Here is a 24,372-nt window from a genome sequence, read left to right as displayed (position 1 = left end):
TTTTAGCGCAATGAATTGCGTGCCGTGGCGGAATCAGATCGCGAGATAGTTGAATCTGCCTGCGAGCCTACGGTCGCGACCGTAGCGTTCCGGCACGACGAGGCCGCCGCCGCCTGTCATGGTCCGCCCCTCTCCAGGAGGACCCGATGACCGCTCCAGCCGCTTCCGCTCCCGCAAGATCCGGGCACCTGACCGAGCTTGCCCTGCTGCTTCTGCTGGCGACGCTCTGGGGCGCGTCCTACAGCTTCATCAAGCTCGGCGTCGAGACGATCCCGCCGCTGACCCTGATCGCCGCACGCACCCTCATTGCCGGCGCGATCCTCCTCGTCATCATCCGCTGGCGCGGGCTGAAGCTCCCGCGCGATCTCGTCATCTGGCGGCGCTTCCTGATCCAGGCCTGCCTCAACAGCGCAGTGCCCTTCACCCTGATCGCCTGGGCGGAGACCAGTGTCGATGCCGGCCTCGCCTCGATCCTCAACGCCGGCTCGCCGATCTTCGCCTTCCTGTTGAGCCTGCTGCTCTTTCGGGCCGAGGCGGCGGCGGGCCGCAAGCTCCTCGGCGTCGCCGCCGGCATGCTCGGCGTCTGCCTGATCATCGGCGTCGAGGCGCTGTCGGGGGTCGGCCGCGAGCTTTGGGCGCAGCTCGCTCTCGTCGCCGCAGCGGCCTGCTATGGCGGGGCGGCGCTGTTCGGGCGCAATTTCAAGGGGCTCGACCCGATCATGCCGGCGGCCGGCTCGCTGATCTGCGGCGCCGTGATCCTGATACCCTTCAGCCTGCTCATCGACCGGCCCTGGACGCTTTCGCCGTCACCTCAGTCGATCCAGGCGTTGCTGGCTCTGTCGGTGTTCTCGACCGCGATGGCCTTCATCATCTATTTCCGGCTGATCGACCGGCTCGGCACGGTCGGCACGACATCGGTTGCCTATCTGCGCGTGCCGACCGGCGTCGCCATTGGCGTCCTCTTCCTCGGCGAGCGCTTGAGCGCGACCGCCTGGGCGGGACTCGCGCTGGTTATCGTCGGTGTGTTCGCGATGACGCTGCCTGAACGGAAGCCGAAGGCTGCTTGAGAGTGCGGGGCCGGGCAAGAAAAAAGCCCCGCGGCAGCGCCGCGGGGCTTTCGTCTGCCGCGAGGACGGATTCGCCTCAGGTACCGAACGGCGTGAACTTGGTGACGCCGCGGAACAGGTTGCGCAGGAAGCTCTGCTCCTCGCCGCCGGTCGCGGTGGTGCGGCTGATGAAGTCGAAGATCACGCCGTCCTGCAGGCCGTAATTGGCGATGCGCTCGACCTTGAAGCCCTTGTTGAAGTAGATCACCAGGACCTGCTGGTCGATGACGGCAAACTCCTGGAACTGGAAGCGCCGGCGCACCCTCTGGCTGATGTAGTAGAATGTCCGATTGCCGACGGTCGAGGTGGTCGACGGCGTGCCGAGCGTGGTCAGTACCGTCTGCACGTCCATGCCGGGCTTCACCTTGGCGATCAGCTCGTCGTCCATGACGAAGCCGCGGGTGAACTCCTCGTTGAGGCCGGCCGAGGTCGGGGTGCGGAAGCCGAGATTGGTAGCGGTGCCGCAGCCGGCCAGCGGCAACGCGGCGGCCAGCGAGCCGATCAGGACGGTACGGCGGGTCGGAGCGGTCATGCTTGGCGGATCCGGAGGCAGGCGCGCGGTGCTGCCGCGCTTGTCATGGAGGGTGCGCTTGGCGTAACGCCCGAGCATGGCTTTGGCAAGGCAAGTCGCTTTTTAGCGAAGCAAGTCGGGAAAGGTGAGGGTAGCGGCTGTGATCTTCGGCCTGTTCGGCAGGAAACGCGCGCGCATGGCGCCGGTCAATGCGCTGCTGGAGCGTATCGTCGGCGCCTCGCGCGAGCCCGCCCTTTATCGCGAAGGGGGAGTGCCCGATGACTTCGAAGGCCGGTTCGAGGCCCTGACACTCCACCTCTTCCTGGTGCTGCGCCGCCTGCGCGAATTGCCGGCGCCGGCAGCCGATGTGGCGCAGGACCTGATCGATGCGGCCTTCGCCTATCTCGAGCTCGGCTTCCGCCAGGGTGGTATCAGCGATGTCGCGGTGCCCAAGCGCATGAAGAAGATCGGCCGCAGCTTCTATGGCCGTCTTGGCGGCTATGAAGAGGCGCTCACCGCCGCGGCGCCTGACGCGCTCGAGGTGGCTCTGCTGCGCAATGTCGGTGCCGGGGTTGATGCGCCGGCGCTCGCTCGCCATGTCAGGGCTGCTGCCGTTGTCTTGGCCACGCGCACACTCGACGATATCCTTGCCGCCGACCCTTTGTTTCCGCTTTTCGCAGACAGCATTGCCACATGACCGCTTCCAGCCAGGATACATCGCCGTTTTCGCACCCGATCCGTGTCGAGACCATCACCCTGCGCCCGGTCTCCGTCGAGCTGGCGGCGGAGCAGGGCGACCTCGCGGCGGTTGCGACTTTCCTCGGTGTCGCGTCGATCGAGGCACTGAAGGCGAGTTATTCGCTGTCGCGCAATGGCGAGCGGCTCAAGCTCGAGGGCATGATCAAAGCGAGCCTGCACCAGAACTGCGTCGTCACCCTCGATGCCTTCCCGGTCGAACTCAACGTGCCGGTCAAGCTCGACTTCGCGCCGGAGGCCGAGATCGCCGCCATGGCGCGCCCGTCCGAGGATGACGAGATCGACATCGAAGTGCTGCTGAACGAGGAGGAGCCGCCGGAGCCGATCCTCGACGGCACGATCGATCTGGGCGTGGTCACGCTCGAATTCCTGGCGCTCGCGCTCGATCCCTATCCGCGCAAGCCTGGCGTCGCGTTCAGCGAACCGGCACCCGAGACAGCAGCCGAATCGCCTTTCGCTGCGCTCCTGCAGTTGAAACGCGGCGAATGATCGCTAAAAACCTCAATGCTTTCGCTTGCGGCGGGCGGCCAACCCGCTATGGTCCGCCGCCCGCCCGGCCGCTCCGGCAGGGGGCGCAGCCGCTGGAATTGACCACCGTTTCATGACACGTCCGGTTACAATCGCGCTCGACGCCATGGGCGGGGATCACGGCCCATCCGTGGTCATTCCAGGCGCCGCACTCACGCTCGAACGCCGCCCCGATGCGAAGTTCGTAATCTTCGGTAACGAGGCGCTGGTCCTGCCGCTGCTCGACGCGCACCCCGCGCTCAAGGCGGTGACGACCTTCCACCACACCGAGGTCTCGGTGAAGATGGACGACAAGCCGAGCCAGGCTCTGCGCTATGGCCGCTACAAGTCGTCGATGTGGCGCGCCATCGACGCGACCAAGATCGGTGAGGCCGATGTCACCATCTCGGCTGGCAACACCGGCGCGCTGATGGCGATGTCGAAGTTCTGCCTGAAGTCGATGCCGCAGGTCGACCGGCCGGCGATCGCCTGCCTGTGGCCGACCGTGCGCGGCGAGAGCGTCGTGCTCGATGTCGGCGCCACCATCGGCGCCGATGCCCAGCATCTGGTCGATCTCGCGGTGATGGGCGCCGCGATGGCGCGCGTCGTCTTCGATCTCGACCGGCCGAGCGTCGGCCTGCTCAATGTCGGCGTCGAGGAGATCAAGGGTGTCGAGGCGGTCAAGGAGGCCGGCCGCATCCTGCGCGAGAGCAACCTGCCGCATCTGAGCTATCACGGCTTCGTCGAGGGCGACGATCTCGGCAAGGGTACGGTCGACGTCGTCGTCACCGAGGGCTTCACCGGCAACATCGCCCTGAAGACCGCTGAGGGGACCGCCCGCCAGATCGGCGAATATCTGCGAGCTGCGATGAGCCGTTCGCTGATGTCGAAAATCGGCTATCTTCTTGCTCGTGGCGCCTTCGCCGCCCTGAAGGACAAGATGGACCCGCGCAAGGTCAATGGCGGTGTCTTTCTGGGTCTTGAGGGCATTGTGATCAAGAGCCATGGCGGTACGGATGCCGTCGGGTTCGCCAGCGCGACCGAACTCGGCTACGAGATGGCCCGTGAGAATCTGATGGCCAAGGTGCGTGAGATGGTCGCCGCGACGGCGCGGCCCAGCGCAGCGCCGGTGCCGGTCGTGGGAGCCGGATCCGATCAGATTGGATAATCTGTCGGTGAATCCGTCTCCAAACAAAGTGAGAGACCGTTTTTCCGATCGGCTTGCAGGGCAAGCCGATCGGAACGGGCTCTAGGGCGAGTAGGGAAGAGAAACGTCCTTGTCCAGAATGCGATCCGTCCTGCGCGGCTGCGGCTCCTATCTGCCAGCGCGAATCCTCACCAACGCCGAATTGGCGGCGAAGGTCGACACCAGCGACGAGTGGATCGTCCAGCGCACCGGCATCCGCGCCCGCCACATCGCTGCTGATGACGAGACCACCGGCACGCTCGGCCTGAGGGCGGCTGAGGCCGCGCTCGCCGACGCCGGTATCCCGGCGAGCGAGGTCGATCTCATCATCGTCGCGACCGCAACGCCCGACCATACCTTCCCTGCGACCGCGACCGAAATCCAGGCTGCGCTCGGCATCAGCCACGGCGCCGCCTTCGATCTGCAAGCCGTCTGCTCCGGCTTCGTCTTCGCGCTTGCCACTGCCGACAAGTTCCTGACCAGCGGCGCGGCGAAGACAGCGCTGATCATCGGCGCCGAGACCTTCTCGCGCATTCTCGATTGGGAGGATCGCGCCACCTGCGTGCTGTTCGGCGATGGTGCCGGCGCCGTCGTGCTGCAGGCCGAAGAGGGTACGGGCACGCTCGCCGACCGCGGCGTGCTGACGACCCATATCCGCTCCGACGGCCGCTACATGAACAAGCTCTACGTCGATGGCGGCCCGGGCTCGACCAAGACTGTGGGCTTCCTGCGCATGGAGGGCCGGGAGGTCTTCAAGCACGCGGTGGTCAACCTGGCCGATACGGTGCGCCACACCTTCGAGGAAACCGGGCTCACCGGCGCCGACATCGACTGGTTCGTGCCGCACCAGGCCAATCGCCGCATCATCGACGCCACCGCCCACAAGCTCGGTATCAACGAGGACCGGGTGGTCGTCACCGTCGACCAGCACGGCAACACCTCGGCCGCCTCGATTCCGCTCGCTTTGGCGCAGGCGCATTCGGACGGCCGGATCAAGCCCGGACAGCTCGTCCTGATCGAAGCCATGGGTGGCGGCTTCACCTGGGGCTCAGCGCTGATCCGCTGGTAGCGGCGGCAGATTGGCCGGCAAAGAGCCTCCAACAAGACCTGGACCTATCTGGATGGGTCTTGGAGGAGCCGAATGCCAGGAGGAGCGTGCAGCCGATATCCTTCGATATCGGCAAGTCGGTCCGACGCCGCAGGCGGCCCTCCAAGGCCCACCTTCGGCGCCGGGAATTCGCCCGCCCGCGGCGCGCCGCTTGCCGATACCAACGGTATCGGCTGCACGCCGCTCCTGGCGGGTCGGACGAATTGCCGGCGTCCAGATAGGTCCAGGTCTTGTTGGAGGCTCTGCGCTAAGCGCTTTGGATTTATGACATTTTCTTAGCGGTCGTCAGCGCGGATTTTCCGCGTTTTTCAACCTGTGCGAGCGCGCCGAGGATTGACCGCAATCGCCTCGCCGCCTAGCGTCCGCCTCCGGTGGGGCGAGGTTGATAGGGACGCCGCTGTTTGAAGAAACGCCTTGGAGGAACTGATGTCGGGGCAAACGATTACGCGGGCTGATCTGTGCGAGGCCGTCTATCAGAAGATCGGCCTGTCGCGGACAGAGTCGTCCAAGCTCGTCGAAACGGTGCTGGACGAGATCTGCGACGCGGTCGCGCGTGGGGAAAACGTTAAATTATCCTCGTTCGGCTCCTTCGTGGTGCGCGACAAAGGCGAGCGAATCGGGCGTAATCCAAAAACCGGCGTCGAAGTTCCGATCGAGCCGCGTCGCGTGATGGTGTTCAAGCCGTCGAACGTGATGAAGGCGCGGATCAACGGACTGAACGGTGCGGGCGAGGAAGAGTGACTCTGGAGTTCCACGACGGCGGATATGAGGCCGAATTGGATAACAAGAGCCCAGACGCATTCAGAACCATCAGCGAGGTCGCAGACGACCTCGACATTCCCCAGCATGTCCTGCGCTTCTGGGAAACGCGCTTCTCCCAGATCAAGCCGCTGAAACGCGGTGGCGGCCGGCGCTATTACCGGCCCGACGATGTCGCCCTGCTGAAGGGCATCCGCCGTCTGCTGTACGGCGAGGGCTACACCATCAAGGGCCTGCAGCGCATCCTGAAGGAACAGGGGCCGCGCCATGTCCAGGCGATCGGCCGCGGCGGCGAGATCGTCGTCGCTCCTGCTGCCCACTCTGCTGCGCAAGCCGCACCGTCGCGCCCGGAGCCGATGCCGGGGCCGCCATCGGCGCAGTATCATCATCCTGCCGCTGTCGCCGAGCCGGGCTTCGCTGCGAAGGCACTTCTCTCGTCCCTGCCGCGTTCGGCCCAGCCGCTGATCGGCGCCGATGACCTCGCCTTCCTGAAGGCGACGCTCTCCGAACTGATCGAATGCCGCCGCCTGCTGCGCGGCGCCTTGGCGAGCGGGGCAACCGAGGACGCCTGATCTGCCGGCGCTTGAACCACTGAGCAAGGATCGCTAGATCAGCCGCGAGGACGGCCTCCGCGATGCTTTTGAGCACGCGTTCCCCTACAGGCGTGGACGACCCCGCCCTTCTCGTGAGGAGGGCCGCCATGGCCTGGACTTATCTTTTCTTCGCCGGCCTCTTCGAAATCGGCTGGGCCATCGGGCTGAAATACACGCACGGCTTCACCCGCCTCGTCCCGACTGCCCTGACGGTCGGCAGCATGGTGGTGAGCCTTGGCTTGCTCGGCCTCGCGCTGAAGAGCCTGCCGCTCGGCACGGCCTATGCGATCTGGACCGGGATCGGCACGATCGGCACCGCCGTCCTCGGCATCATCCTGTTCGGGGAGCCGGCGACCGCGCTGCGCCTTGCCTGCATCGGGCTGATCGTCGCCGGCATCGTCGGGCTCAAGCTCGTGTCTTGAGGCGAGCCAGCCAATGGAGCCGGCGGCGTTTCAGCGCCGCCGGAACGCCTCGGGCCAGAGGTCGTTGCGCTCGAGCAGCACGATCGCGACGATGACCGCCAGCGTCACGACGACTGTCATCAGCTTGGCGTCCCAGGGGACGCCGCGGCCGATCAGCCAGATCAACGCCATGCCGGCGAGCAGGGGAATGAGCAGTTCCATGGCGCCAGCCTAGCGCACGCTAACGCAGGCCGCATCCATCATCGAATCTCCGGAACAGTTCGCGGCGGCACACGTTGCAGCGACAGGGAAGCACGCCATCGGCAGACGGCGTCGGCTCGGTTCGGACATTACGAAAAAGGAGGAAGGCATGGGCCTGTTTTCCAAGGATATCTCGACGATGGACGATCTTTTCGTGCATCAGCTCCAGGACATCTATTACGCCGAGAAGCAGATCACCAAGGCGCTGCCCAAGATGATCGAATTGGCCACGGATACGCAGCTGCGCAACGGACTTCAGGCCCATCTCGGCGAGACTGAAGGCCATATCCGCAGGCTCGAGCAGGTCTTCCAGCAGCATGGCGTCGAGGCCAAGGGGACCGACTGCCCGGCGATCGACGGCATCCTCGAAGAGGCTGACGAGGTCACCGGCGAAGTCGAGGACAAGAAGGTGCTGGATGCCGCAATCATCGCCGCGGCGCAGGCCGTCGAGCACTACGAGATCACCCGCTATGGCACGCTGACCGCCTGGGCCAAGCAGCTCGGCCGCGAGGATTGCGCCGCGCTTCTCCAGCAGAACCTCGACGAGGAGCACGCTGCCGACAGCAAGCTGACCAAGCTGGCGGAATCGGGGATCAACCGCCAGGCGGCTTGACCTTCGTCTCGACTTTTCACTCGGCCTCTGCCGGCGAGGGCGCTTCGGCGTCCTCCCGGCTTGCCGCGCCGCCTTCCATCAGCGGCCGCAGCTTCGTCAGCTCCGCTGCCATGAAGTCGAGGAAGAGCCGCACCCGCGGCGAGTGGCGCAGGTCCGGATGGGTCAGCAGCCACAGATCGGCGGCGTAGCCGGTCTGTGGCGGCGCGAGCCGCGCCAGCCCCGGGCGCTTGTCGGCGATGAAGCAGGGCAGGAAGCCGATGCCGATGCCTGCTTCGACCGCTTCCGCGAGGCCGAGCACTGTGTTGAGCTTGTAGACGGTCTGGTCGGCCGGGATGTGCTTTTGCCGATACTGCACGACCTTGAAGTTGCTGAACTGGTCGCCGAGCGAGATCCAGCGCTGCCCGGCGAGTTCGGACTGGTCGGATGGAGCCCCCTCCGGAAAGTCGGTGGCGCGTCCATAGAGTGCCCAACCGATCCGGGCGACACGCCGTCCGATCAGGTTCTCCGGCGGACTGTCAGTGGCGCGGATCGCGACATCGGCGTCGCGCTTGCTCAGGTTGAGCGCCTGGTTGCCGAGCAGCACTTCGAGCCGGATGTCCGGGCATTGTTTCATGAAGGTGGCGAAGAGCGGCGTCAGCAACTCGACCAGCAGCGAGTCGTTGGTGGTGACGCGTAGCTCTCCGGCCGGCAGGATTTCGCGGCCGACGAGGCGGCGGGTGAAGCCGGCGATGTCGATCTCCAGCCGCTCGGCCAAGGCTGCCATCTCCTCGCCGGCGGGAGTGGGCACATAGCCGGAGCGGTGCCGCTCGAACAGGCGCGTGCCGAGGGTTTCCTCGATCTGGCCGAGCCGGCGGAAGACGGTCGAATGGTTGAGGCCGATCAGTTCGGCGGCCGCCGGCAGGCTGCGCGCCTCGGCGATGGCCTTGATCAGTCGGAAATCGTCCCAGGCGACGGAAGAGGCGGCGTTCGGCAAGGGACGGCTCCAGGCGAAAGAGGCTGCCCTGAACATGGTACGGGCGACAGGTTGCAGCAACCTGTCGCCCGTTCTGTCCGACAGTGAGAAGCGCTCAGGCGAGAGCGGGCTTCGAAGCGCCGCCGAAGGCGGCAGGGCGCAGCGCCAGGGCGCCATCGCCGATCAGCACATGCGCAACGGCGGCGACGGCGAGGAAGGCGGGATATTCCCAGCCGCCGTTCGGGGCGGTGAACAGCCAGCCATTGGGGGCGTGGACGCTGAGCGCGCCGAGCAGGATCGGCAGCAAGGCGAGCGAGACATAGCGGCCATAGAAGCCGGTGAGGATGGCGAGCCCACCGAGCGTCTCCGCCAGGATGATCGGCCAGGCGAGGAAGCCGGGTAGGCCGATCTGGCCGAGGAAGCCGGCGAAACCAGGAACGGTGAAGATGGCGAGCTTCAGATAGGCGTGGGCGATGAACATAACGCCGAGCGCGACGCGCAGGGACAATGCGCCATAGGGGGCGAAACGAGTATCGATCATGGTCTTTCTCCGAAGGACCGGGTTGGGCTGCGACAGAAGTTGCTCTCAGCTGATGTGCAATTCCAGTTGGTATATCGACAGATAGACATTGCATCAGCGCAATGATTGGCCGCTGACTTTCCGAGTCCGCCGCCCCATCTTGGCGTCAACGAGGGCAGCCTCTTGCAGCCCGGAGGACGACATCATGCAGATCAACGGCATCCATCACGTCACCGCCATCGCCGGCCCTGCGCGCCGCAATCTCGATTTCTACAGCCGCGTCCTCGGCCTGCGCCTGGTCAAGAAGACGGTGAACTTCGATGATCCGACCAGCTGGCACCTCTATTTCGGCGATGCCGGCGGCAATCCGGGCACGATCCTGACCTTCTTCCCCTGGGAGCATGTCGCGGCCGGCCGGCTCGGCGTCGGCGAGGCCGAGGTGACCAGTTTCCGCATCCCGGAAGCGGCGATCGGCTACTGGGCGCATCGGCTCATCGCGAGCGGCGTCGCGCACGACGCACCGCAGAAGCGCTTCGGTGAGACGGTGCTTGCCTTCCGTGACCCAGACGGCATGCGGCTCGCGCTGGTCGCGGTGCCCGGCAGCGAAAGCGAGCCGGCCTGGGACAAGGGCGAAGTGCCCGTCGAATTCGCGATCCGCGGCTTCCACGGCGTCACCCTGCTGCTCGACAAGACGGAGGCCACTGCAGCGATCCTGCGCGACGTCTTCGGCTTCGTCGAAGCCGGCCGCGACGGCAATACCGTCCGCATGCGGGCTGAAGGCACGGTCCATGGCGGTGTCGTCGACCTGCGCGCCGCCGGCGGCTTCCTGCCGGCACGGATGGGCGCGGGCTCGGTGCACCACATCGCCTTCCGCGCCGGCGACGACGCCGAGCAGGAGCGGATGGTGAAGACGCTGGCCGAGACCTTCGGCCTGCGTCCCACCGAGCAGAGGGACCGGTTCTATTTCCGCTCCGTCTACTTCCGCGAGCCCGGCGGCGTGCTGTTCGAGATCGCCACCGATGCGCCCGGCTTCGCCATCGACGAGCCGGCCGAGGACCTCGGCGGCGCGCTCAAGCTGCCGGCGCAGTATGAGCCGCGCCGCGCCGAGATCGAGGCCGTCCTGCCGGCGCTGGCCTGAACCCGATAAGCGCTCCGCCTCCGGGCGGAGCGTCCCCTACCGACTATCATCGTGAAAGGAAGCCGCGTCATGAGCGCGTCCGAGACCTTCATCCACCGCTTCGAGCCGGCGACCGTGCCCGGCCAGGCGCCGCTCCTGCTGCTGCATGGCACCGGTGGCGATGAGAACGATCTGCTGCCGCTCGGGCGCACCGTCGCGCCGGGGGCGGCGCTGCTCTCGCCACGCGGCCGCACCCTGGAAGCCGGAATGCCGCGCTTCTTCCGCCGCCTGGCCGAGGGCGTCTTCGACGAGGACGATCTCACCCGGCGCACGCATGAGCTCGCCGATTTCGTCGAGCAGGCGAGGGCGGAGTACGGGCTGCCGGCGCCGATCGCACTGGGCTTCTCGAACGGCGCCAACATCGCCGCTGCGATGCTGCTGCTCAGGCCTGAGGCGCTCTCGGGGGCTGTGCTGCTGCGAGCCATGTCGCCCTTCACCAAGCCGCCGGCTGCGGCGCTGGACGGCAAGCCGGTATTGATCGTCTCCGGCAGTTTCGATCCGGTCATCCCGCAGGAGAACGCGGCGCGGCTGGCGGCGACGCTCTCGGGGGCAGGGGCTGCACTGGAGCATCTCAGCCTGCCGACCGGCCACGGCCTGTCGCAGGCGGATCTGGGGCTGGTGCGGGGCTGGTTCGAGCAGCGTCAGGCGCTCGCAGCCTGAGGCCAGCTCAAGCTCAAGACCTGATGTGCTTCGAGAGATAGCACATCAGGCCGAGCCCGCCGAGCATCACCGAGATCATATACGGGCCGAACAGGCAGGCGACGAACACGGCCGCGATGAAGCCGAGCATCAGGCTGTTACGCCAGTCCAGGGTCATGACGGGCCTCCACGAATCGGTGCCTATATCATGAAGATAACGTTGGGCCTGTGAACCGCATTTGAACAGAATACGTTAATAGAATCTTGCCGCTACGGGTCTGTGCTCATGCAGCCGGCGGCAACTTCAGCAGGGCACGCGCCTCGGCTGCGGTCGCCGGCCGGCGGCCGTATTCGGGGCAGAGCGCGACGATGCGCTCGACCAGCGCAGCGTTCGATGGCGCCAGCCTGTCGCGGTCGAGCCGGACATTGTCTTCCAGCCCGGTGCGGCAATGGCCGCCGAGCTCGAGCGACCAGTGGTTGAGTGTGATCTGATCGCGGCCGATGCCGGCGCCGGTCCAGGTCGCATCGGGGGCAAGGCGCTTCAGTGTCGCGATGTAGAACTCGAAGACGGCACGGTCGACCGGCATGGCGTTCTTCACACCCATCACGAACTGGACATGCAGCGGCCCCTCGATCGCGCCCGCCGCGCCCATCTCGACCGCCTTGAAGATCATCGACAGGTCGAAGGCCTCGATCTCCGGCTTGACGCCATGGGCTTTCATCTCGGCGGCGAGCCAGTCGATCAGCTCCGGGCTGTTCTCGTAGACCCGGGTCGGGAAATTGCAGGATCCGGTCGAGAGCGAGGCCATGTCGGGTTTGAGCGGGATCATGCCGCCGCGCTCGCGGCCGGCACCGGAGCGGCCGCCGGTCGAGAACTGCACGATCATGCCCGGGCAATGCTTGCGCAGGCCCTCGAGCAGCCGCCCGAAACGCTCGGGATCCGAGCTCGGTGTGCCCTCGTCGCTGCGGACATGGCAATGCGCCAGGCTCGCGCCCGCCTCGAAGGCTTCCTGCGTCGATTCGATCTGCTCGGGAATCGTGATCGGCACCGCCGGGTTGTCGCGCTTGCCCGGCAGCGAGCCGGTGATCGCGACCGTGATGATGCAGGGCGTGGTCATGCTGAGGCCTCCGGCTCCGGTTCAATCAAGACGATTTTGCTCGCTTCGGCAAAGGTGCCGTCAGCGTTTCATGGTTGGAAACGGCGTGGCAGCGGCACCTATGCCGCTCTCGCACGTTATCTTCCCGACGCCGCGCTGCGGCACGGAGAAGAAGCCATGATGTTCCAGCTATTCGAGGCTCTCGCCGACAGAGTGCGCGAGCAGGCGGCCGAATATGCCAATGCGCAGGCGCGGATCGGCCGGCGGGCCTTGACCCACGCTTTGGATCCTCTCGGTCTGACATCAGCCATGACCGATTTACCTCCCGTACTTGCACCTGCGGCCGGTACCGACCTGCAGCCGCCCAGGCTGAGGAGCGAGCGGCGCCCCCGGCGCAGCTCTCGTCCCGCTGCCAAGCGGGGTCAGCGGCAGGGGCGGCGCCCCACTTCGAACTTCGCTTGACGATTTTCCGCTTCGCCGGGAAAGTCAGCTCATGGTTGGCCGGCTGACCTCTGGATTGGCCGCGGCGCGGGCCTCGGTCCCGCCGCCGGGCGCTCCGTAGCCGGACGGAGGCAGGCATGACCAATATCCTCCTGATCCTGGGGATCATCGCGACGCTCGCGGCCTCGCTCTGGCTCGCTTTCGAGGACAGGGCAGTGCTCGCCCTGCCGCTGGTGATCGTCTTCGCCGGCCTCGTCCGCACGCTGGTTCGCCGCTCGGGCCGACGAGGCATCACGCCGGCCGAACTCGCGCCGCCGCCACACGACGACCGGCAGCTGTGAATCCAGCAGCGCGATCCGGCAATTGTCGCGTTGCATCGCGGCGGCCGGCCCTCTATAAGCCGTCGCGTCGGAGCGTAGCGCAGCCCGGTTAGCGCACTTGTCTGGGGGACAAGGGGTCGGAGGTTCGAATCCTCTCGCTCCGACCATTTTCTTCTTTGGTTTCAGGCCGGCGCTGAAACTCTCTCCGCAAAATCCCGACGGATACTCGCATGCCCGGCCGGCCTTGCAGTCTCATCGTCGCTTCGTTGCTCCTCGCCCTGGTGGCTTCTGCCTGCGCACGCGAGGAGGCACGTTCCGTGACCTGCCATACGCACAAGGTCGGCAATGGCGAATTGATCGAGTGCCGCTGACGCTTCGGCGGAACAGCCACCGCTGTGGAAAACTTGCAGCGCCGGTCGACGAATGCAGCCGCCTATGCAACTCCCGATATGGGGAATATGGGGCTGCAATCACATGAAGAAGCTGATGGCATGCGCCGTCGCGCTCGGGCTGGGCGCGTGCGGCACGGTTACGCGTGGCACGACGAATGACGTGACGTTCAGTTCCGAGCCGCCGGGAGCCGAGATGCGGACTTCGACCGGGCTGACCTGTCCGGTCACGCCCTGCACGCTGCCGATCTCGCGACGACAGGAGTTCGTCGCGACCTTCTCGCTGGAGGGCCACAAGGACCAGCAGGTCAATGTCACGACGGATGTCAGCGGCGGCGGCGTGGCGGGTTTCGCCGGCAATGTCCTGATCGGCGGCGTGATCGGCATGGGCGTTGACGTGGCTACGGGGGCCGCGCTCGACCATAAGCCGAACCCGGTCTTCGCCAGGATGGAGCCGATCGCAAGGCCGCGCGCCACGCCGGTTCATCGCGGCCGTAGAGGACGGGCCACGACGTCCTGAATTAGGCAGTGCCTCGCTGGCGGAAGGCTGCTGCGGTTGCTCGATGCCCGTCCCGTTTCGGGGCGGCTCGGCCGGCCGTGCGTTAACTGTTTCTTAAGGCTTCGATTGCGCTGCCTCCGCCGCAGGCGCAGGGTCGGCGTCTCACAGCAGGAAACGGGACATATCGTCATGTCGATGGCGTTGACCGATCGTCGGCCGCTGCGGCCGCAGGCCGCCGTCGCGACGGGCAGGGGCTCGCTCGAGAGCTTCTTCGCCGGGCTCCAGCCCGATTGGCATTCCAGCTGGGCCTGGGACCATTACGAGGCGACGATCCTGGCGCTGATGCACCAGTTCGGCCTGAAGCGGCTCTGCGAGATCGGCGGCGGCCGCGATCCGCTCTTCACCGCGGAGGAGGCGGGCCGCTACGGGCTCGACCTCGTCGTCAACGACATCGACGCCGGCGGCTCGCCTTGACACCCGAGGGGCTGCGCACCGCCCGCTTCGACATCGCCGGCGACCTTTCCGAGCCCGACATCGCCCGCGGCGGCTACGACATGATGGTCTCGCGCATGGTCTTCGAGCATGTCCATGACGTCGAGCGCGCCTGGAGCAACATCCATGCTCTGCTGGCGCCCGGCGGAATCGGCCTCGCCTTCGTGCCAACCCTGTGGGCGCCGGTCTTCGCGCTCAACCATATCCTGCCCGAGAAGGCCTCGCGGGCTATCGTGCACGCGCTCTTTCCGGCGCGGCGCGAGGGTGGTGGCGATCCGAAGTTCCCGGCCTTCTACGATTGGTGCCGCGGCAGCAACGCCACGCTCGGACCGATGCTGCGGCGGGCCGGCTTCAGCGACATCCATATCCAGCCCTTCTGGGGGCATGGCTATTTTGATCGTATGCCGGGCCTACGCGGTCTCGACGCCGCCTTCAACCGGCTCGCGGCCAGAACCGATTGGCGCTTCGTGACGACCTACGCCTACGTCGTGGTGCGCAAGGAGCGCTGAGCGTTTGAGGCTGGCGCGGGCAGCGCGGCCAGTCCCCAGATCAGGCCGACCAGCAGATAGAAGTGCCGCCAGTGGTCTGTGTCGATCTGCAGGCCCTGCAGGATGGTAACGAAGAGCACCGACCACAGCACGATCGCGTGGCCCTGCCAGGGCGTGCGGCGGAAGACGACGCGCCAGCCGGCGATGCAGATCGCGGCCGTCAGCGCCAGGAAGGCGAAGCCGCCGATCCAGCCATAGGACGCGAAGGCGTTGACGTAGACGTTGTGCGGGTCTTCCGGGAAGGTGAAGCGGAAGCGCAGTGGACCGAAGCCGTTCGGCAGATCCAGCAGCATCGGGATCGAGCGCAGCTGGTTGCCGAAGCGACCGGTGACGCCCTGGTCGTAGTCCTGGTCGAGGCTGGCGCGGATTTCGAAGACGCTGCGGATGTTCTCGAAGGAGAGTGCAATCAGCATCGCCACGACCACCAGCACCAGCATCATCAGGGTCAGGAAGACGATGCGGGCGCGCTGCGAGGCACTGCTCGAGGTCAGGAAGGTCAGCCCGACCATCAGCAGGGTCGCAGCGACGATGTTGCCCCAGGCGCCGCGCGAGAACGACAGGAAGACCGCCAGCAGCGGTATGCTCATCAGCAGGAATCCCTTCACCAGCCCGATCCGGCCGATGAGCACAGCGTGCAGCAGATAGATCAGCGGCAGCACCAGGAAGGGGCCGAGCACGTTCGGGTCCTTGAAGGTGCCCGAAGCGCGGCCGCTGAGCGTGAAGATGCTCCCTAGTCCGGCGATATCGAAATAACCGACGATGCCGGCAAAGCCGGCGCACCAGGCGGCGAACAAGTAGCCGCTGTTCAGGGTGTCGAGCCTTGCGAGCGTGTCCTCCGCCATGATCGCGGCAAAGAAGATCGCCGTCAGCATCAGGTAGACCGAGACGGCGGTGAAGCGGACCGAGGCCGGCTCGTCCATCCAGGGGATCAGCGAGATCACGCCGCCGATATTGTAGAGCAGCAGCAGGAGGGCCATCGGCAGCAGCTTCTGCGAGAAGCGGATGCCGGTGAGCGCGAAGACGAGCAGCGCGATCAGGAAGACGAATTCATAGGGCGAGGGCTCGATCAAGGCGATCCAGCTCACCGCCATCAGCAGCCACAGCGCGCCGCGCTTGATCGCGGCGTGCGAGATGGTCAGCCGCCTGCGCGGGGCGTTGCCATCCTGCCGTTGCGCCAGTGTGCTCAATAGGCGTTCTCGTTCTTGGTCATCAGCGAGAACGGCGTCTTGATCAGGATGTAGAGGTCGAGCAGCACCGACCAATTCTCGATGTAGTAGAGATCGTGCTCGACGCGGCGCTGGATCTTGTCCTCCGTGTCGGTCTCGCCGCGCCAGCCATGGACCTGGGCCCAGCCGGTGATGCCGGGCTTGACCTTGTGGCGGGCGAAATAACCGTCGACGACCTGCTCATAGGCGCGGTTCGAGGCGGTGGCGTGGATCGCGTGCGGGCGCGGCCCGACCAGCGAGAGATTGCCCTTGAACACGACGTTGAGGAGCTGCGGCAGCTCGTCGATCGAGGTCTTGCGGATGAAGCGGCCGACGCGGGTGACGCGCGGATCGTCCCTGGTCACCTGCTTGGCGGCGGCATGGTCGCTCATCTCGTGATAGAGCGAGCGGAACTTCAGCACCTCGATCATCTCGTTGTTGAAGCCGTAGCGCTTCTGGCGGAACAGGATCGGCCCCTTGGAGTCGAGCTTGACCGCGATGGCAGTCGCCAGCATCAGCGGCGAGAGCGCGATCAACGCCAGCGTGCCGACGATCTTGTCGAACAGCCATTTGACGACGATGTCCCAGTCGGCGATTGGCCGATCGAACACGTCGAGCACCGGGACCGCGCCGATATAGGAATAGGAGCGCGGCCGGAATCTGAGCTTCGACATGTGGGCCGAGAGCCGGATATCGATCGGCAGCACCCAGAGCTTGCGCAGCATGGTGAGCAGGCGCGCCTCGGCCGAGATCGGCAGCGTGAAGATCACGAGGTCGAGCTTGGTGCGGCGCGCGAACTCGACGAGATCGTCGATCGTGCCGAGCTTGGGATAGCCGGCGACGAGATCGGGCGAGCGGTCGTCGTTGCGGTCGTCGAACACGCCGCAGATGCGCAGGCCGGTGTCGCGTTGCGCTTCCAGCGCCTTGATCAGTTCCTCGCCGGCCGGTCCGCCGCCGACCACCGCCGTGCGCCGCTCGAGGCGCCCCATCCGGGTGAGGCGCAGCACGATGAGCGACGCCGCCAGCCGTTCGGTCAGCAGCAGCGCGAGGCCGACCGCATAGAAGCTGGCAAGCCAGACGCGCGAGACCTGGTCGCCGACCTTGAGGAAGAAAAAGCCGGCGAGTGCCAGCAGGAACAGCACGGTCCAGCCGGCGATGATCCGCACCGCCATGCTGATGAAATTGCGCAGCGCGCCGACATGGTAGAGGTGCAGCGCCTGGAAGACGGCGAGCGCGCCGATCGCCAGCAGCGGCACGGTGACCTGGTAGGGCAGGGTGTAATCGACCGCGCCCGCGACATAGAAGGCGAAGATCAGCCCGCCGACGCCAAGGATCGCCAGCACATCGGCGAGGCGCACCAGCCCCTCGATCAGAACCGGCGACAGCGTCTGCTTGACCGGCATGGCGGCGATGCGCTCGGCCAGCGGATGGAAGGCCCGCGTGCTGGCGGGCTCGCCGCTGGTCGGCGCGGTGCCGGCCGAATCCGCCTTGATCAGGTCGCGAACGTCGAAAGCGCCCATCTCATCCAGTCCTCGCGCGCGGCGACTGACACTGCCGCGCTGAAAGCCATCGTGACCTAGCGCAAATTGCTCTCGGAAGACTTAATCGGACTCTGCAGAAGCGATCGGGATTTGAGGCGAATTCAGCCCATCGCGGGCGGCTCGAAACCATGCCGTGGAGGCATCTTTTTTCTCGGGCTGAAAAAGGTCGATTTTCGCTCGGGCCTTCAAGGTATTAGCTCGTGGTTTCACCAGTCTGAAATGGGCCGAAAAGTACCTCTAAAGTTATGGTCGAGTTGACAAAAGGCATAGATTCAGGCACTTAAGGCGCCGATGAGTGTCTGAGAAGCACATATTTCATTGACCTTGCCCACGGATATTTCCGGTGATTTGGGCATGGTGGTGTGCTGGCCTTCGGCGAAAGCCTGAGCGCTCCCTTCATCTCAAACATCGTCTCTTAAACGCTAACGATGCGCACCCCGCAGACGCCGCACCCGCGCCGCCTGCGCCTTGGGCCAGCGCCCTTGTGTGACTTATGTCTTTTCATTGGTTGATCCTACTCGCGGCCATCGCCGTCGAGTTGCTCGCGACGTCGGCGCTGAAGGCCTTCGTCGCAGCGCCGGTCCTCGTCGCGGTCCTGCCGCTCGTGCTGATCGGACTATCCTTCGCCCTGCTCAGCGTCGCCTTGCGCGTCATCCCGATGGCCGTCGCCTACGCGGTCTGGGAAGGCCTCGGCATTGTCGGCATCGCCCTGATCGGCCATACCTTCTTCGCCGAGCACCTCACGGTCTCGCGCATCCTGGCGCTCGCCCTGATCATCGGCGGCATCGTGCTGCTGGAACGCGGCGTCGGCCATGATGTCGACCATGCCGCCCCCGAGAAGGATGAGCGGAGGCTGGTGTGACCTTCGCTGCTTCCGCTCAGGCTTTCGCGCTGGCCTGGCTGGCGCTCGCCGTCGCCCTCGAGGTGATTGGCACCAGCCTGCTCAAGATTTCCGACGGGCTGAAGCGCCGGCTCGTCGGCGCCCTCGGCGTGCTCTGTGTCGTCGGCGCCTTCGCCGCCCTGGCGCAGGCGATCCGGGGCATGGACCTCTCGGTCGCCTACGCCGTCTGGGGCGGCGTCGGCCTGGTGCTGACGGCCGTAGTCGGCTCGCTCGCTTTCGGCCAGCGCATCCGCCCGGCCGGCTGGCTCGGCATCGCGCTGGTCGTCGCCGGTGTGGTCGCGCTCAAGCTGTTCTGAATAGTGCGCCGTCTTTCCGGCGCGGCGCGGGGCGCCGAGCCCGGAATCCAGAACCGATGTCGTATCCGAAGAAGCTGGCCGGCTGTCGAGCTTCTATGATGACCGATATCGGTTCTGGATTCCGGGCTCAGGCCTTCGACCTGCCCCGGAATGACGGGGAGTGAGCCGAAACCACTCAGTTCAGGAACGGGTTCTTCCACCCGCCCTGCTGGGCCGGCGCCTTGGCCGGGAAGGTCTCGGCGAGATAGTCGAGCACCTTGCCGCGCTCGTCCGCGGCGAGGGCCGGCATGTTGTGCTTTGTGACCATCCAGTCGAGCGTCTCGGTCCATTTCTCGCGGCTCAGCCCCTGGGCCGCGACCAGCTTGAAGTTGTGGCAGGCGATGCAGGCATAGAAGGCCTCGTCGCGGTTCGGCCCGGCCGGGAACATCTCCGGAGTCTCCTCGGAGGGGGCAGGGGCCTGCGCCAGCACCGCCGACGCGGCGAAGAGAAGCCCCGCGCCGAGCACGAGCCCGGCGCGGCGAATGCGTCCGATCATGGCGTTCACCCGACTAGAACCGCGACCCGGTGCATCGGGTTGGCGCCGTAGCCCTGCGGGTTCCAGCCGCCGGCGACATGCGGTTGCCCGCGGCCCTTGCTGTCGGTCGCGCGGACCCAGAGCTCATAATAGCCGTCGGAGGGCAATTCGATCTCGGCTGTCCAGCGCCGCCAGTCATAGCGATTGCGTGGCTCTGCCGCCTTGGCCTGCTTCCAGGTCGCGCCGAAGTCGATCGAGACGTCGACGCGCGAGACGCCCTCATGCCCGTCCCAGGCCGCGCCGCGCAGCGCGAGCTTGCGGGTCCCGGCCGCGATGCGCGTGCCGTTCGCCGGATTGGTGATGATGCCGCGCACCGGCATGTCGGTCATGGTGCGCATGTTGGAATCGTCGGTCTTGCCGCCGGGGATCATCGGCTTGATCGCCACCGAATAGGAGGTGCCGCCCATGCCCTGGCCGTCATGCACCTTGTCGCGGATGGCGATCCGCTTCAGCCATTTGTGCGAGACCGAAGCCGGGAAGCCGGGGATGACCACCCGCAGCGGCCCGCCATGGATGGCCGGGAGCGGCTGGCCGTTCATCGCCCAGACCAAGAGCGCATGCGGCTCCAGCGCCGCCGCGATCGGAACGCCGCGCGAGATCGCGTCCTTGCCCGCATCACCGGAGAGGTGCTGGTCGGCGCCGTAATTGCCGGTGTGGACCGCACTCGACTTGATGCCGGCGCTCTGCAGCACGTCGGCGAGCGGCACGCCGGTCCATTCGGCGCAGCCGGCGCCGCCATTGGTCCATTGGTTGCCGCGCGCCTGCGGCTGGAAGAAGGAGCGGCCATTGCCGCCGCACTCAAGCACCATGCGGAAGGTCTTGTGTGTGAACTTCTGCTTGAGCTCACCAAGCTTGAGCTTCAGCGGCGTGTTGACCTCGCCGTCGATCGAAAACTCCCAGGCGTCGCCTTCCTTGAAATCGTCGGGTGTCTGGCCGTTGTTGCGGATGAAGAACTTCTCGATCGGCGTGGTGTCGTCGTCGAGCATGTGCTCGGGCGTTTCGGCGACGAGCGGCCGGTCGCCGAGCAGGACGAGGCCCTTGGCCTTGCCGGGGAAGTCGAGCAATTGCGGCCCCTTCGGCGCGGTGGCTGCCGCGGGTGCCGAGGACGGAGCGGGGGAGGCGGGCGGTGCGCCCTGCGCCAATGCGGCCGGGATCAACCCGCCCGGCATCTGCTCCGAGAACGGAATCGTGCCGCCGACTGCTGCGCCCATCGTCAGGAGCCCGGCGCCACCGAGGAAGCCGCGGCGCGAGGAATCGGTACGGCGGCCGAAGGCCAGCGCGTCGCCGCGCTCCGGATCATCGCCATAGAGTTCGCTCAGCGATCGTTCCTGCTTCGCCATGGTGTCCTCCTTCGCGGCGTCGTCCTAGCGCCGGGTTCAGGAACAAGACGCGCGAGCGGGCCGGATCATTCCATCTGGTCGAAAAAGAATGTTGCCGCGATTCAGGCGAGGCAGGGTTGCGCGCTGCGCCAGTCGCTCTGCAGCGCGGTGCGCAAGGGCTCGACCCTGTCCGCCGGCTCGCTCGTCAGGGCCTTGATGAAACCGGCGATCATCTCGAAACGTGCCGGCGGCATCCCGGTTGCGATCAGGAGGTAGCCGCGCCCGCCGGCGTTCCAGCCCGCCAGCGTCGAGACGGCTTGATCGGGCGCCGGCGCCGGTTCCGCCTGCGGGCTGACATGCAGGCTGAGCCGGCAGCCACGCGCTCCGACGAAACCGATCCGGACCTGTCCGGTTGCCGAGGTTGCCTGCCAGATCGGCTCGAGGCCGAGACGGGCGAGTTCGCGCGTGACCGGCAGGGCTGCGGCCGGAGTGATCGATGGCGCAGCCGGAGGCGGGGCCGAGCTCGCAAATTGCTCATGCGCCGCCAGAGAGGCCGCAACGAAGGTCCCGGAGGTGTCGCGCAACAAAAGCATCGGTGCCAGCGCAACAGCGGTGGCGATGACGAGTGCGGCCGCGATCGCTGCAACCTGCCGCCACCGCGGTCGAGGCGCTGCGATGAGCGCGGGCAGGGGCGGCGCCTCGTCCGCCGGCAGCGCCCGCAATTCCTGCTTCAGCCTGACGATGCCGCGCAGTCTCTCGGCCGCGTCCGGCGAGCCGGCCAGTCGCTCTGCCATGGCGCGTTGATCCGCCGGCGCCAGTTCGCCATCGGCGAAGGCGTTGAGCTTTTCCCAGTTCTCGGGATGAGGTGTATCAGCCTGCGGCATGGCGAACCGGGAGCACGCGGATATTGGCTCCCCCTATGATCGAAAGCAGCATGGCCCGGGCACGCGACAGTCGGCTCATCACCGTGCCGGCCGGCACGCCGATCAGCGCCGCCGCTTCCGCATAGCTGAAGCCGTCGAGGTCGACCAAGACCACCACCTCCTTCATCGCGACCGGCAACTGCTCCAGCGCCTGCCGCACCGTGATCGCGCTGAGCGCGCGTTCGTCGAAATGCCAGTCGGCCGGCTCCGGGGACGGCGTTCCCTGCTCGCGCTGCTGCCGCCGGCTCTGGTCGATCAGCAGGTTGCGCAGGATGCTGTAGAGCCAGCGGCGATAGGCGGGATCGTCCACCGGCTCGCTCCTGGCTGTCAGCACCCGCAAGGCGGCCTCCTGCGCGGCGTCGCCCGCGCGCTCCCGGTCGCGCGTCAGCGCGCAGGCGTAGCGGTAAAGCCGCGTCCATTCGCGTTCGAGCCGCGCGCGGCGCGCGCTTGCCTTGCGTTCGTCGCGCCACATGCTCGCGCCATCCGAACCGGTTCATGCCGCGAGCGGAGAGGGCCAACGCCGGGTGCCCGCGACGCGCGAGAGCATAAGCGAGGATTCGCCAAAGCGGAACCGGAAGAGGCTGGGGCGCAGGCGATGGCTTGAAGCCGATGCGCATTCCCTTCCCCCCGCTTGCGGTGGGGAAGGGCTAGGGATGGGGGGCGGCAAAGCAGGGCTCGGGATTTTTTCCAGTCCTGTGCCGAGCGGCACTGCCCCCCACCCAACCCTCCCCACCGCAAGCGGGGGGAGGGCTTACGCGTTGCGGCAATGGCGAGACAGTTCTCGAGCAATTGCCTTGGCAGGTCGCCTGCCGGCCCTCAGCTGGCGCGCTTGGCGAGCGCCGCCCGATAGGCGTCGAGAACGCCGTCGACCATGGCGTCGAGGCGGAAATTGGCCTTCACATGCTCGGCGAGATCGGCCGCTTGCGCCAGTCTCTCGGCGGCGGGCGTCGCCAGGGTCTTGCGGATCGTGTCGGCCAGGATAATCGGCTCGTTCGGCGGGATCAGCCGGCCGGCGTGGGCGGGGCCGTAGATCTCCTTGATGCCGCCGACATCGGTCGCGATCAGCGGTTGTGCCGCGGCCGCCGCTTCAAGGATGACGTAGGGCAGCGATTCCGCCCGCGACGGGATCACCATGACATGCGCCTTGGCGAGTGCGGCGCGGATCGGCCCCGGAGGCTCGAACACGCATTGCGCGGCGACGCCGTGGTCGACGGTCATCTGTCGCAGCAGCGCTTCGTCCGGGCCGGAGCCGACGATCAGGATTCGCGGCGTCAGCCCATCGCGGCGCTTCAGCAGCGCGAGCGCCTCGATCAGCGTGTCGACACCCTTGGCCGAGCGCAATTCGCCGAGATAGACGAGATCGAACGTGGCCTCGGCGTGGTCGATCGGCTCGAACTCTGCCTCCGAGATGCCGTTCAGCACGATCCGGTGGTCGGTGCGTGGCTTGTGTCCGACGTGCGCCTCGAAGCGCCCGGCGATGAAGGCGCTCTCGAACAGGAACATGTCCGTCGCCGACTCGAACAGGCGCTCGATTGCCATGTAGATCCGGTGTTCGGCGCTGCCCGGCTTGTAGTTGAAGCTGCCGCCATGCGGCGTATAGGCGGTGACATAGCGCCGCCCGGGCGAGACCAGGGCGGGCAGGCGGGCATAGACCCCGCCCTTTGAGCCATGTGCATGCACGATCTGTGGCCCGATCCGCTTGCGTGTCGACGCAGCTGAAGCTTGTGCGCGCATGTCGGTGAGGCTCGGATAGCGCGACATCGGCACACGTGTCACGCCAAGCGAGAGCTGTGGCCCGAGTTCGGCGAAGACCTGGTCGGCGCGCGCGCCGCCCGTGGTCGAATCGCAGAAGATGCCGACGGCGTGGCCGCGCGCGATCTGGCCGCGCGCGAGGTCGAGCACATGGCGGAAGAGCCCGCCGAGCGGCGCACGGAAGACGTGCAGGATCGTCAGAGGGGCGGAGCCGGCCGCGGCGGACATCGTATTAAAAGTCCCCGCTCGTGGTCAGAACCAGCGTTCCTTGATCACGATCGTGTCGCCCGGCCTGACCGGGTAGGTGACGGGCACCGTGCCGGTGACGAGCTGGCCGTCCATCAGCCGGGTGACCTCGGCATAGTTGCGCTGGCCGCGCGGCGTGAAGCCGCCGGCGATCGCCACGGCGGTCTGCACCGTCATGCCGTTGACGAAGGGGAACTGGCCGGAATTGGTGACTTCGCCGAGCACGAAGAACGGGCGGTAGGCGTCGACCTCGACCGAGACCTTGGGCTCGCGCAGATAGCCGCCGCGCAGCTTTGCCTCGATAGCGCGCTCGAGCTGCTGCGTCGTGCGCCCCTGCGCATCGACCGCGCCGATCAGCGGCATCGAGATGCGGCCGGAGCCGTCGACGGCATAGACATTGGAGAGATTGTCCTGGCCGAAGATGATGACGCGCAGCCGGTCGCCGCTGGCGAGCTGATAGGGAGCTGCCGTCTCCACGGCGAATTCCGGCGCGACCATGCGAGGCGCGCAGCCGGCCATGGTCAGCGCGGCGGCAAGCACCAGACAGACGGGATGTCTACTCATCATCGCCGGCAAGACCCATCGAGACATGCCCCTAGGGATAGGTCGTCATGGTTAACAAAACCTGATCGGACTGGCCCGTCGCGGCATATTAAAGGTTGCGGCTCTTAACCCAGCACTAACCTTAATGGGCTCACATGACGCTGCGTCTCTCGCGAGATGCGAGAGTTCTGCGTGAA

Annotated in this window: 32 protein-coding genes and 1 tRNA gene; 19 read left to right on the top strand and 14 right to left on the bottom strand. The window is 66.5% G+C overall.

What is annotated here, in order from left to right; all coding sequences use genetic code 11:
- Positions 1 to 146 precede the first annotated feature (146 nt).
- Positions 147 to 1,067, top strand: a complete 921-nt coding sequence (locus tag ACSQ24_RS15270; protein WP_436095493.1) for a DMT family transporter — start codon at positions 147 to 149, stop codon at positions 1,065 to 1,067.
- A 76-nt stretch (positions 1,068 to 1,143) separates the two neighbouring features.
- Here the strand turns inward: ACSQ24_RS15270 and ACSQ24_RS15265 are convergent, their stop codons facing one another.
- Positions 1,144 to 1,638: an outer membrane protein assembly factor BamE gene (locus ACSQ24_RS15265; RefSeq protein WP_436095492.1), complete on the bottom strand. Its 495-nt coding sequence runs from the start codon at positions 1,636 to 1,638 to the stop codon at positions 1,144 to 1,146.
- A gap of 175 nt (positions 1,639 to 1,813) precedes the next feature.
- Between ACSQ24_RS15265 and ACSQ24_RS15260 the strand changes: the two genes are divergently transcribed.
- From ACSQ24_RS15260 to sugE, 7 genes are all read left to right on the top strand, one after another.
- Positions 1,814 to 2,314 (top strand): ubiquinol-cytochrome C chaperone family protein, encoded by a 501-nt coding sequence (locus tag ACSQ24_RS15260; protein WP_436095491.1) that lies wholly within the window; start codon positions 1,814 to 1,816, stop codon positions 2,312 to 2,314.
- On the top strand, positions 2,311 to 2,862 hold the full coding sequence (locus ACSQ24_RS15255; RefSeq protein ID WP_436095490.1) for a YceD family protein: 552 nt from the start codon (positions 2,311 to 2,313) through the stop codon (positions 2,860 to 2,862). Before ACSQ24_RS15260 ends, ACSQ24_RS15255 begins: the two co-directional genes overlap by 4 nt.
- 112 nt (positions 2,863 to 2,974) lie before the next feature.
- Positions 2,975 to 4,048 carry a phosphate acyltransferase PlsX gene (plsX, locus tag ACSQ24_RS15250; protein ID WP_436095489.1) on the top strand — a complete coding sequence of 358 codons (1,074 nt, stop codon included), beginning with the start codon at positions 2,975 to 2,977 and terminating at the stop codon, positions 4,046 to 4,048.
- Between the two features lie 109 nt (positions 4,049 to 4,157).
- Complete coding sequence (locus tag ACSQ24_RS15245) at positions 4,158 to 5,135, top strand: beta-ketoacyl-ACP synthase III (protein ID WP_436095488.1); 978 nt, start codon at positions 4,158 to 4,160, stop codon at positions 5,133 to 5,135.
- Between the two features lie 465 nt (positions 5,136 to 5,600).
- Positions 5,601 to 5,915 carry an integration host factor subunit alpha gene (locus tag ACSQ24_RS15240; protein ID WP_436095487.1) on the top strand — a complete coding sequence of 105 codons (315 nt, stop codon included), beginning with the start codon at positions 5,601 to 5,603 and terminating at the stop codon, positions 5,913 to 5,915.
- Positions 5,916 to 5,950: 35 nt separating this feature from the next.
- The gene (locus tag ACSQ24_RS15235; protein ID WP_436095486.1) at positions 5,951 to 6,505 is read left to right on the top strand and encodes a MerR family transcriptional regulator; all 555 of its coding nucleotides are present in this window, start codon (positions 5,951 to 5,953) and stop codon (positions 6,503 to 6,505) included.
- Positions 6,506 to 6,633: 128 nt separating this feature from the next.
- Positions 6,634 to 6,948 carry a quaternary ammonium compound efflux SMR transporter SugE gene (gene sugE, locus ACSQ24_RS15230; RefSeq protein ID WP_436095485.1) on the top strand — a complete coding sequence of 105 codons (315 nt, stop codon included), beginning with the start codon at positions 6,634 to 6,636 and terminating at the stop codon, positions 6,946 to 6,948.
- Positions 6,949 to 6,978: 30 nt separating this feature from the next.
- On the opposite strand, the gene ACSQ24_RS15225 is transcribed toward sugE, so the two are convergent.
- On the bottom strand, positions 6,979 to 7,149 hold the full coding sequence (locus ACSQ24_RS15225; RefSeq protein ID WP_436095484.1) for a hypothetical protein: 171 nt from the start codon (positions 7,147 to 7,149) through the stop codon (positions 6,979 to 6,981).
- Positions 7,150 to 7,297: 148 nt separating this feature from the next.
- Between ACSQ24_RS15225 and ACSQ24_RS15220 the strand changes: the two genes are divergently transcribed.
- A complete protein-coding gene (locus ACSQ24_RS15220) occupies positions 7,298 to 7,801 on the top strand; it encodes a ferritin-like domain-containing protein (RefSeq protein ID WP_436095483.1) in 504 nt (167 codons plus the stop codon).
- Between the two features lie 16 nt (positions 7,802 to 7,817).
- On the opposite strand, the gene ACSQ24_RS15215 is transcribed toward ACSQ24_RS15220, so the two are convergent.
- Entirely contained in the window at positions 7,818 to 8,774 is a 957-nt protein-coding gene (locus ACSQ24_RS15215) for a LysR family transcriptional regulator (RefSeq protein WP_436095482.1), read from the bottom strand.
- Between the two features lie 94 nt (positions 8,775 to 8,868).
- A complete protein-coding gene (locus ACSQ24_RS15210; protein WP_436095481.1) occupies positions 8,869 to 9,294 on the bottom strand; it encodes a DoxX family protein in 426 nt (141 codons plus the stop codon).
- A 184-nt stretch (positions 9,295 to 9,478) separates the two neighbouring features.
- Here ACSQ24_RS15210 and ACSQ24_RS15205 point away from each other — a divergent pair, with 184 nt between their 5' ends.
- Complete coding sequence (locus ACSQ24_RS15205) at positions 9,479 to 10,411, top strand: ring-cleaving dioxygenase (RefSeq protein ID WP_436095480.1); 933 nt, start codon at positions 9,479 to 9,481, stop codon at positions 10,409 to 10,411.
- Positions 10,412 to 10,480: 69 nt separating this feature from the next.
- Positions 10,481 to 11,110 carry an alpha/beta hydrolase gene (locus tag ACSQ24_RS15200; RefSeq protein ID WP_436095479.1) on the top strand — a complete coding sequence of 210 codons (630 nt, stop codon included), beginning with the start codon at positions 10,481 to 10,483 and terminating at the stop codon, positions 11,108 to 11,110.
- A gap of 13 nt (positions 11,111 to 11,123) precedes the next feature.
- Here the strand turns inward: ACSQ24_RS15200 and ACSQ24_RS15195 are convergent, their stop codons facing one another.
- A complete protein-coding gene (locus ACSQ24_RS15195; protein WP_436095478.1) occupies positions 11,124 to 11,267 on the bottom strand; it encodes a hypothetical protein in 144 nt (47 codons plus the stop codon).
- A gap of 106 nt (positions 11,268 to 11,373) precedes the next feature.
- A complete protein-coding gene (locus tag ACSQ24_RS15190; RefSeq protein WP_436095477.1) occupies positions 11,374 to 12,207 on the bottom strand; it encodes a 3-keto-5-aminohexanoate cleavage protein in 834 nt (277 codons plus the stop codon).
- 557 nt (positions 12,208 to 12,764) lie between these two features.
- On the opposite strand from ACSQ24_RS15190, the gene ACSQ24_RS15185 reads away from it, so the two are divergent.
- From ACSQ24_RS15185 to ACSQ24_RS15160, 6 genes are all read left to right on the top strand, one after another.
- The gene (locus ACSQ24_RS15185; RefSeq protein ID WP_436095476.1) at positions 12,765 to 12,968 is read left to right on the top strand and encodes a hypothetical protein; all 204 of its coding nucleotides are present in this window, start codon (positions 12,765 to 12,767) and stop codon (positions 12,966 to 12,968) included.
- Positions 12,969 to 13,036: 68 nt separating this feature from the next.
- A tRNA-Pro gene (locus ACSQ24_RS15180) sits at positions 13,037 to 13,114 on the top strand.
- A gap of 63 nt (positions 13,115 to 13,177) precedes the next feature.
- Positions 13,178 to 13,318 carry a hypothetical protein gene (locus tag ACSQ24_RS15175; protein WP_436095475.1) on the top strand — a complete coding sequence of 47 codons (141 nt, stop codon included), beginning with the start codon at positions 13,178 to 13,180 and terminating at the stop codon, positions 13,316 to 13,318.
- A gap of 103 nt (positions 13,319 to 13,421) precedes the next feature.
- Complete coding sequence (locus ACSQ24_RS15170) at positions 13,422 to 13,856, top strand: translation initiation factor 2 (RefSeq protein ID WP_436095474.1); 435 nt, start codon at positions 13,422 to 13,424, stop codon at positions 13,854 to 13,856.
- Positions 13,857 to 14,024: 168 nt separating this feature from the next.
- Complete coding sequence (locus ACSQ24_RS15165) at positions 14,025 to 14,309, top strand: hypothetical protein (protein WP_436095473.1); 285 nt, start codon at positions 14,025 to 14,027, stop codon at positions 14,307 to 14,309.
- Positions 14,306 to 14,836, top strand: coding sequence for a class I SAM-dependent methyltransferase (locus ACSQ24_RS15160; RefSeq protein WP_436095472.1), 531 nt, complete (start codon positions 14,306 to 14,308; stop codon positions 14,834 to 14,836). The genes ACSQ24_RS15165 and ACSQ24_RS15160 overlap by 4 nt, the downstream gene beginning before the upstream one ends.
- On the opposite strand, the gene ACSQ24_RS15155 is transcribed toward ACSQ24_RS15160, so the two are convergent.
- Together ACSQ24_RS15155 and ACSQ24_RS15150 are read right to left on the bottom strand one after the other, a co-directional pair.
- Positions 14,809 to 16,062, bottom strand: coding sequence for an O-antigen ligase family protein (locus ACSQ24_RS15155; protein WP_436095471.1), 1,254 nt, complete (start codon positions 16,060 to 16,062; stop codon positions 14,809 to 14,811). The two genes, ACSQ24_RS15160 and ACSQ24_RS15155, sit on opposite strands and share 28 nt — an antisense overlap.
- Entirely contained in the window at positions 16,059 to 17,600 is a 1,542-nt protein-coding gene (locus tag ACSQ24_RS15150) for an undecaprenyl-phosphate glucose phosphotransferase (protein ID WP_436095470.1), read from the bottom strand. Before ACSQ24_RS15150 ends, ACSQ24_RS15155 begins: the two co-directional genes overlap by 4 nt.
- A gap of 529 nt (positions 17,601 to 18,129) precedes the next feature.
- On the opposite strand from ACSQ24_RS15150, the gene ACSQ24_RS15145 reads away from it, so the two are divergent.
- Together ACSQ24_RS15145 and mdtI are read left to right on the top strand one after the other, a co-directional pair.
- Complete coding sequence (locus ACSQ24_RS15145; RefSeq protein WP_436095469.1) at positions 18,130 to 18,483, top strand: DMT family transporter; 354 nt, start codon at positions 18,130 to 18,132, stop codon at positions 18,481 to 18,483.
- On the top strand, positions 18,480 to 18,818 hold the full coding sequence (mdtI, locus tag ACSQ24_RS15140) for a multidrug/spermidine efflux SMR transporter subunit MdtI (protein WP_436095468.1): 339 nt from the start codon (positions 18,480 to 18,482) through the stop codon (positions 18,816 to 18,818). Before ACSQ24_RS15145 ends, mdtI begins: the two co-directional genes overlap by 4 nt.
- Before the next feature lie 175 nt (positions 18,819 to 18,993).
- Here the strand turns inward: mdtI and ACSQ24_RS15135 are convergent, their stop codons facing one another.
- The 6 genes from ACSQ24_RS15135 to ACSQ24_RS15110 form a co-directional block, all read right to left on the bottom strand.
- Entirely contained in the window at positions 18,994 to 19,353 is a 360-nt protein-coding gene (locus ACSQ24_RS15135; protein WP_436095467.1) for a hypothetical protein, read from the bottom strand.
- Positions 19,354 to 19,358: 5 nt separating this feature from the next.
- Entirely contained in the window at positions 19,359 to 20,732 is a 1,374-nt protein-coding gene (locus tag ACSQ24_RS15130) for a sulfite oxidase (RefSeq protein ID WP_436095466.1), read from the bottom strand.
- Positions 20,733 to 20,833: 101 nt separating this feature from the next.
- Entirely contained in the window at positions 20,834 to 21,595 is a 762-nt protein-coding gene (locus tag ACSQ24_RS15125; RefSeq protein ID WP_436095465.1) for an anti-sigma factor family protein, read from the bottom strand.
- Positions 21,582 to 22,106 carry an RNA polymerase sigma factor gene (locus tag ACSQ24_RS15120; RefSeq protein ID WP_436095464.1) on the bottom strand — a complete coding sequence of 175 codons (525 nt, stop codon included), beginning with the start codon at positions 22,104 to 22,106 and terminating at the stop codon, positions 21,582 to 21,584. Before ACSQ24_RS15120 ends, ACSQ24_RS15125 begins: the two co-directional genes overlap by 14 nt.
- A gap of 344 nt (positions 22,107 to 22,450) precedes the next feature.
- A complete protein-coding gene (locus ACSQ24_RS15115; protein WP_436095463.1) occupies positions 22,451 to 23,614 on the bottom strand; it encodes a glycosyltransferase family 4 protein in 1,164 nt (387 codons plus the stop codon).
- A gap of 24 nt (positions 23,615 to 23,638) precedes the next feature.
- The gene (locus ACSQ24_RS15110) at positions 23,639 to 24,196 is read right to left on the bottom strand and encodes a polysaccharide biosynthesis/export family protein (protein WP_436095462.1); all 558 of its coding nucleotides are present in this window, start codon (positions 24,194 to 24,196) and stop codon (positions 23,639 to 23,641) included.
- Positions 24,197 to 24,372 lie beyond the last annotated feature (176 nt).

The organism is Allobosea sp. LjRoot237 (assembly GCF_964253285.1).
Classification (GTDB): domain Bacteria; phylum Pseudomonadota; class Alphaproteobacteria; order Rhizobiales; family Beijerinckiaceae; genus Allobosea.
Note: the sequence above shows the minus strand (reverse complement) of the source record. Positions and strands in the feature narration are given on the sequence as shown.

Bases quoted from the DNA above. Each gene is read 5' to 3' on its own strand.
- ACSQ24_RS15240 (WP_436095487.1), top strand. From the start codon at position 5,601: ATGTCGGGGCAAACGATTACGCGGGCTGATCTGTGCGAGGCCGTCTAT.
- plsX (WP_436095489.1), top strand. From the start codon at position 2,975: ATGACACGTCCGGTTACAATCGCGCTCGACGCCATGGGCGGGGATCAC.
- ACSQ24_RS15110 (WP_436095462.1), bottom strand. From the start codon at position 24,196: ATGAGTAGACATCCCGTCTGTCTGGTGCTTGCCGCCGCGCTGACCATG.
- ACSQ24_RS15185 (WP_436095476.1), top strand. From the start codon at position 12,765: ATGACCAATATCCTCCTGATCCTGGGGATCATCGCGACGCTCGCGGCC.
- ACSQ24_RS15210 (WP_436095481.1), bottom strand. From the start codon at position 9,294: ATGATCGATACTCGTTTCGCCCCCTATGGCGCATTGTCCCTGCGCGTC.
- ACSQ24_RS15265 (WP_436095492.1), bottom strand. From the start codon at position 1,638: ATGACCGCTCCGACCCGCCGTACCGTCCTGATCGGCTCGCTGGCCGCC.
- ACSQ24_RS15170 (WP_436095474.1), top strand. From the start codon at position 13,422: ATGAAGAAGCTGATGGCATGCGCCGTCGCGCTCGGGCTGGGCGCGTGC.
- ACSQ24_RS15195 (WP_436095478.1), bottom strand. From the start codon at position 11,267: ATGACCCTGGACTGGCGTAACAGCCTGATGCTCGGCTTCATCGCGGCC.
- ACSQ24_RS15135 (WP_436095467.1), bottom strand. From the start codon at position 19,353: ATGATCGGACGCATTCGCCGCGCCGGGCTCGTGCTCGGCGCGGGGCTT.
- ACSQ24_RS15255 (WP_436095490.1), top strand. From the start codon at position 2,311: ATGACCGCTTCCAGCCAGGATACATCGCCGTTTTCGCACCCGATCCGT.
- ACSQ24_RS15260 (WP_436095491.1), top strand. From the start codon at position 1,814: ATGGCGCCGGTCAATGCGCTGCTGGAGCGTATCGTCGGCGCCTCGCGC.
- ACSQ24_RS15270 (WP_436095493.1), top strand. From the start codon at position 147: ATGACCGCTCCAGCCGCTTCCGCTCCCGCAAGATCCGGGCACCTGACC.
- sugE (WP_436095485.1), top strand. From the start codon at position 6,634: ATGGCCTGGACTTATCTTTTCTTCGCCGGCCTCTTCGAAATCGGCTGG.
- ACSQ24_RS15175 (WP_436095475.1), top strand. From the start codon at position 13,178: ATGCCCGGCCGGCCTTGCAGTCTCATCGTCGCTTCGTTGCTCCTCGCC.
- ACSQ24_RS15130 (WP_436095466.1), bottom strand. From the start codon at position 20,732: ATGGCGAAGCAGGAACGATCGCTGAGCGAACTCTATGGCGATGATCCG.
- ACSQ24_RS15225 (WP_436095484.1), bottom strand. From the start codon at position 7,149: ATGGAACTGCTCATTCCCCTGCTCGCCGGCATGGCGTTGATCTGGCTG.
- ACSQ24_RS15115 (WP_436095463.1), bottom strand. From the start codon at position 23,614: ATGTCCGCCGCGGCCGGCTCCGCCCCTCTGACGATCCTGCACGTCTTC.
- ACSQ24_RS15125 (WP_436095465.1), bottom strand. From the start codon at position 21,595: ATGCCGCAGGCTGATACACCTCATCCCGAGAACTGGGAAAAGCTCAAC.
- ACSQ24_RS15120 (WP_436095464.1), bottom strand. From the start codon at position 22,106: ATGTGGCGCGACGAACGCAAGGCAAGCGCGCGCCGCGCGCGGCTCGAA.
- ACSQ24_RS15165 (WP_436095473.1), top strand. From the start codon at position 14,025: ATGTCGATGGCGTTGACCGATCGTCGGCCGCTGCGGCCGCAGGCCGCC.
- ACSQ24_RS15220 (WP_436095483.1), top strand. From the start codon at position 7,298: ATGGGCCTGTTTTCCAAGGATATCTCGACGATGGACGATCTTTTCGTG.
- ACSQ24_RS15205 (WP_436095480.1), top strand. From the start codon at position 9,479: ATGCAGATCAACGGCATCCATCACGTCACCGCCATCGCCGGCCCTGCG.
- ACSQ24_RS15200 (WP_436095479.1), top strand. From the start codon at position 10,481: ATGAGCGCGTCCGAGACCTTCATCCACCGCTTCGAGCCGGCGACCGTG.
- ACSQ24_RS15150 (WP_436095470.1), bottom strand. From the start codon at position 17,600: ATGGGCGCTTTCGACGTTCGCGACCTGATCAAGGCGGATTCGGCCGGC.
- ACSQ24_RS15190 (WP_436095477.1), bottom strand. From the start codon at position 12,207: ATGACCACGCCCTGCATCATCACGGTCGCGATCACCGGCTCGCTGCCG.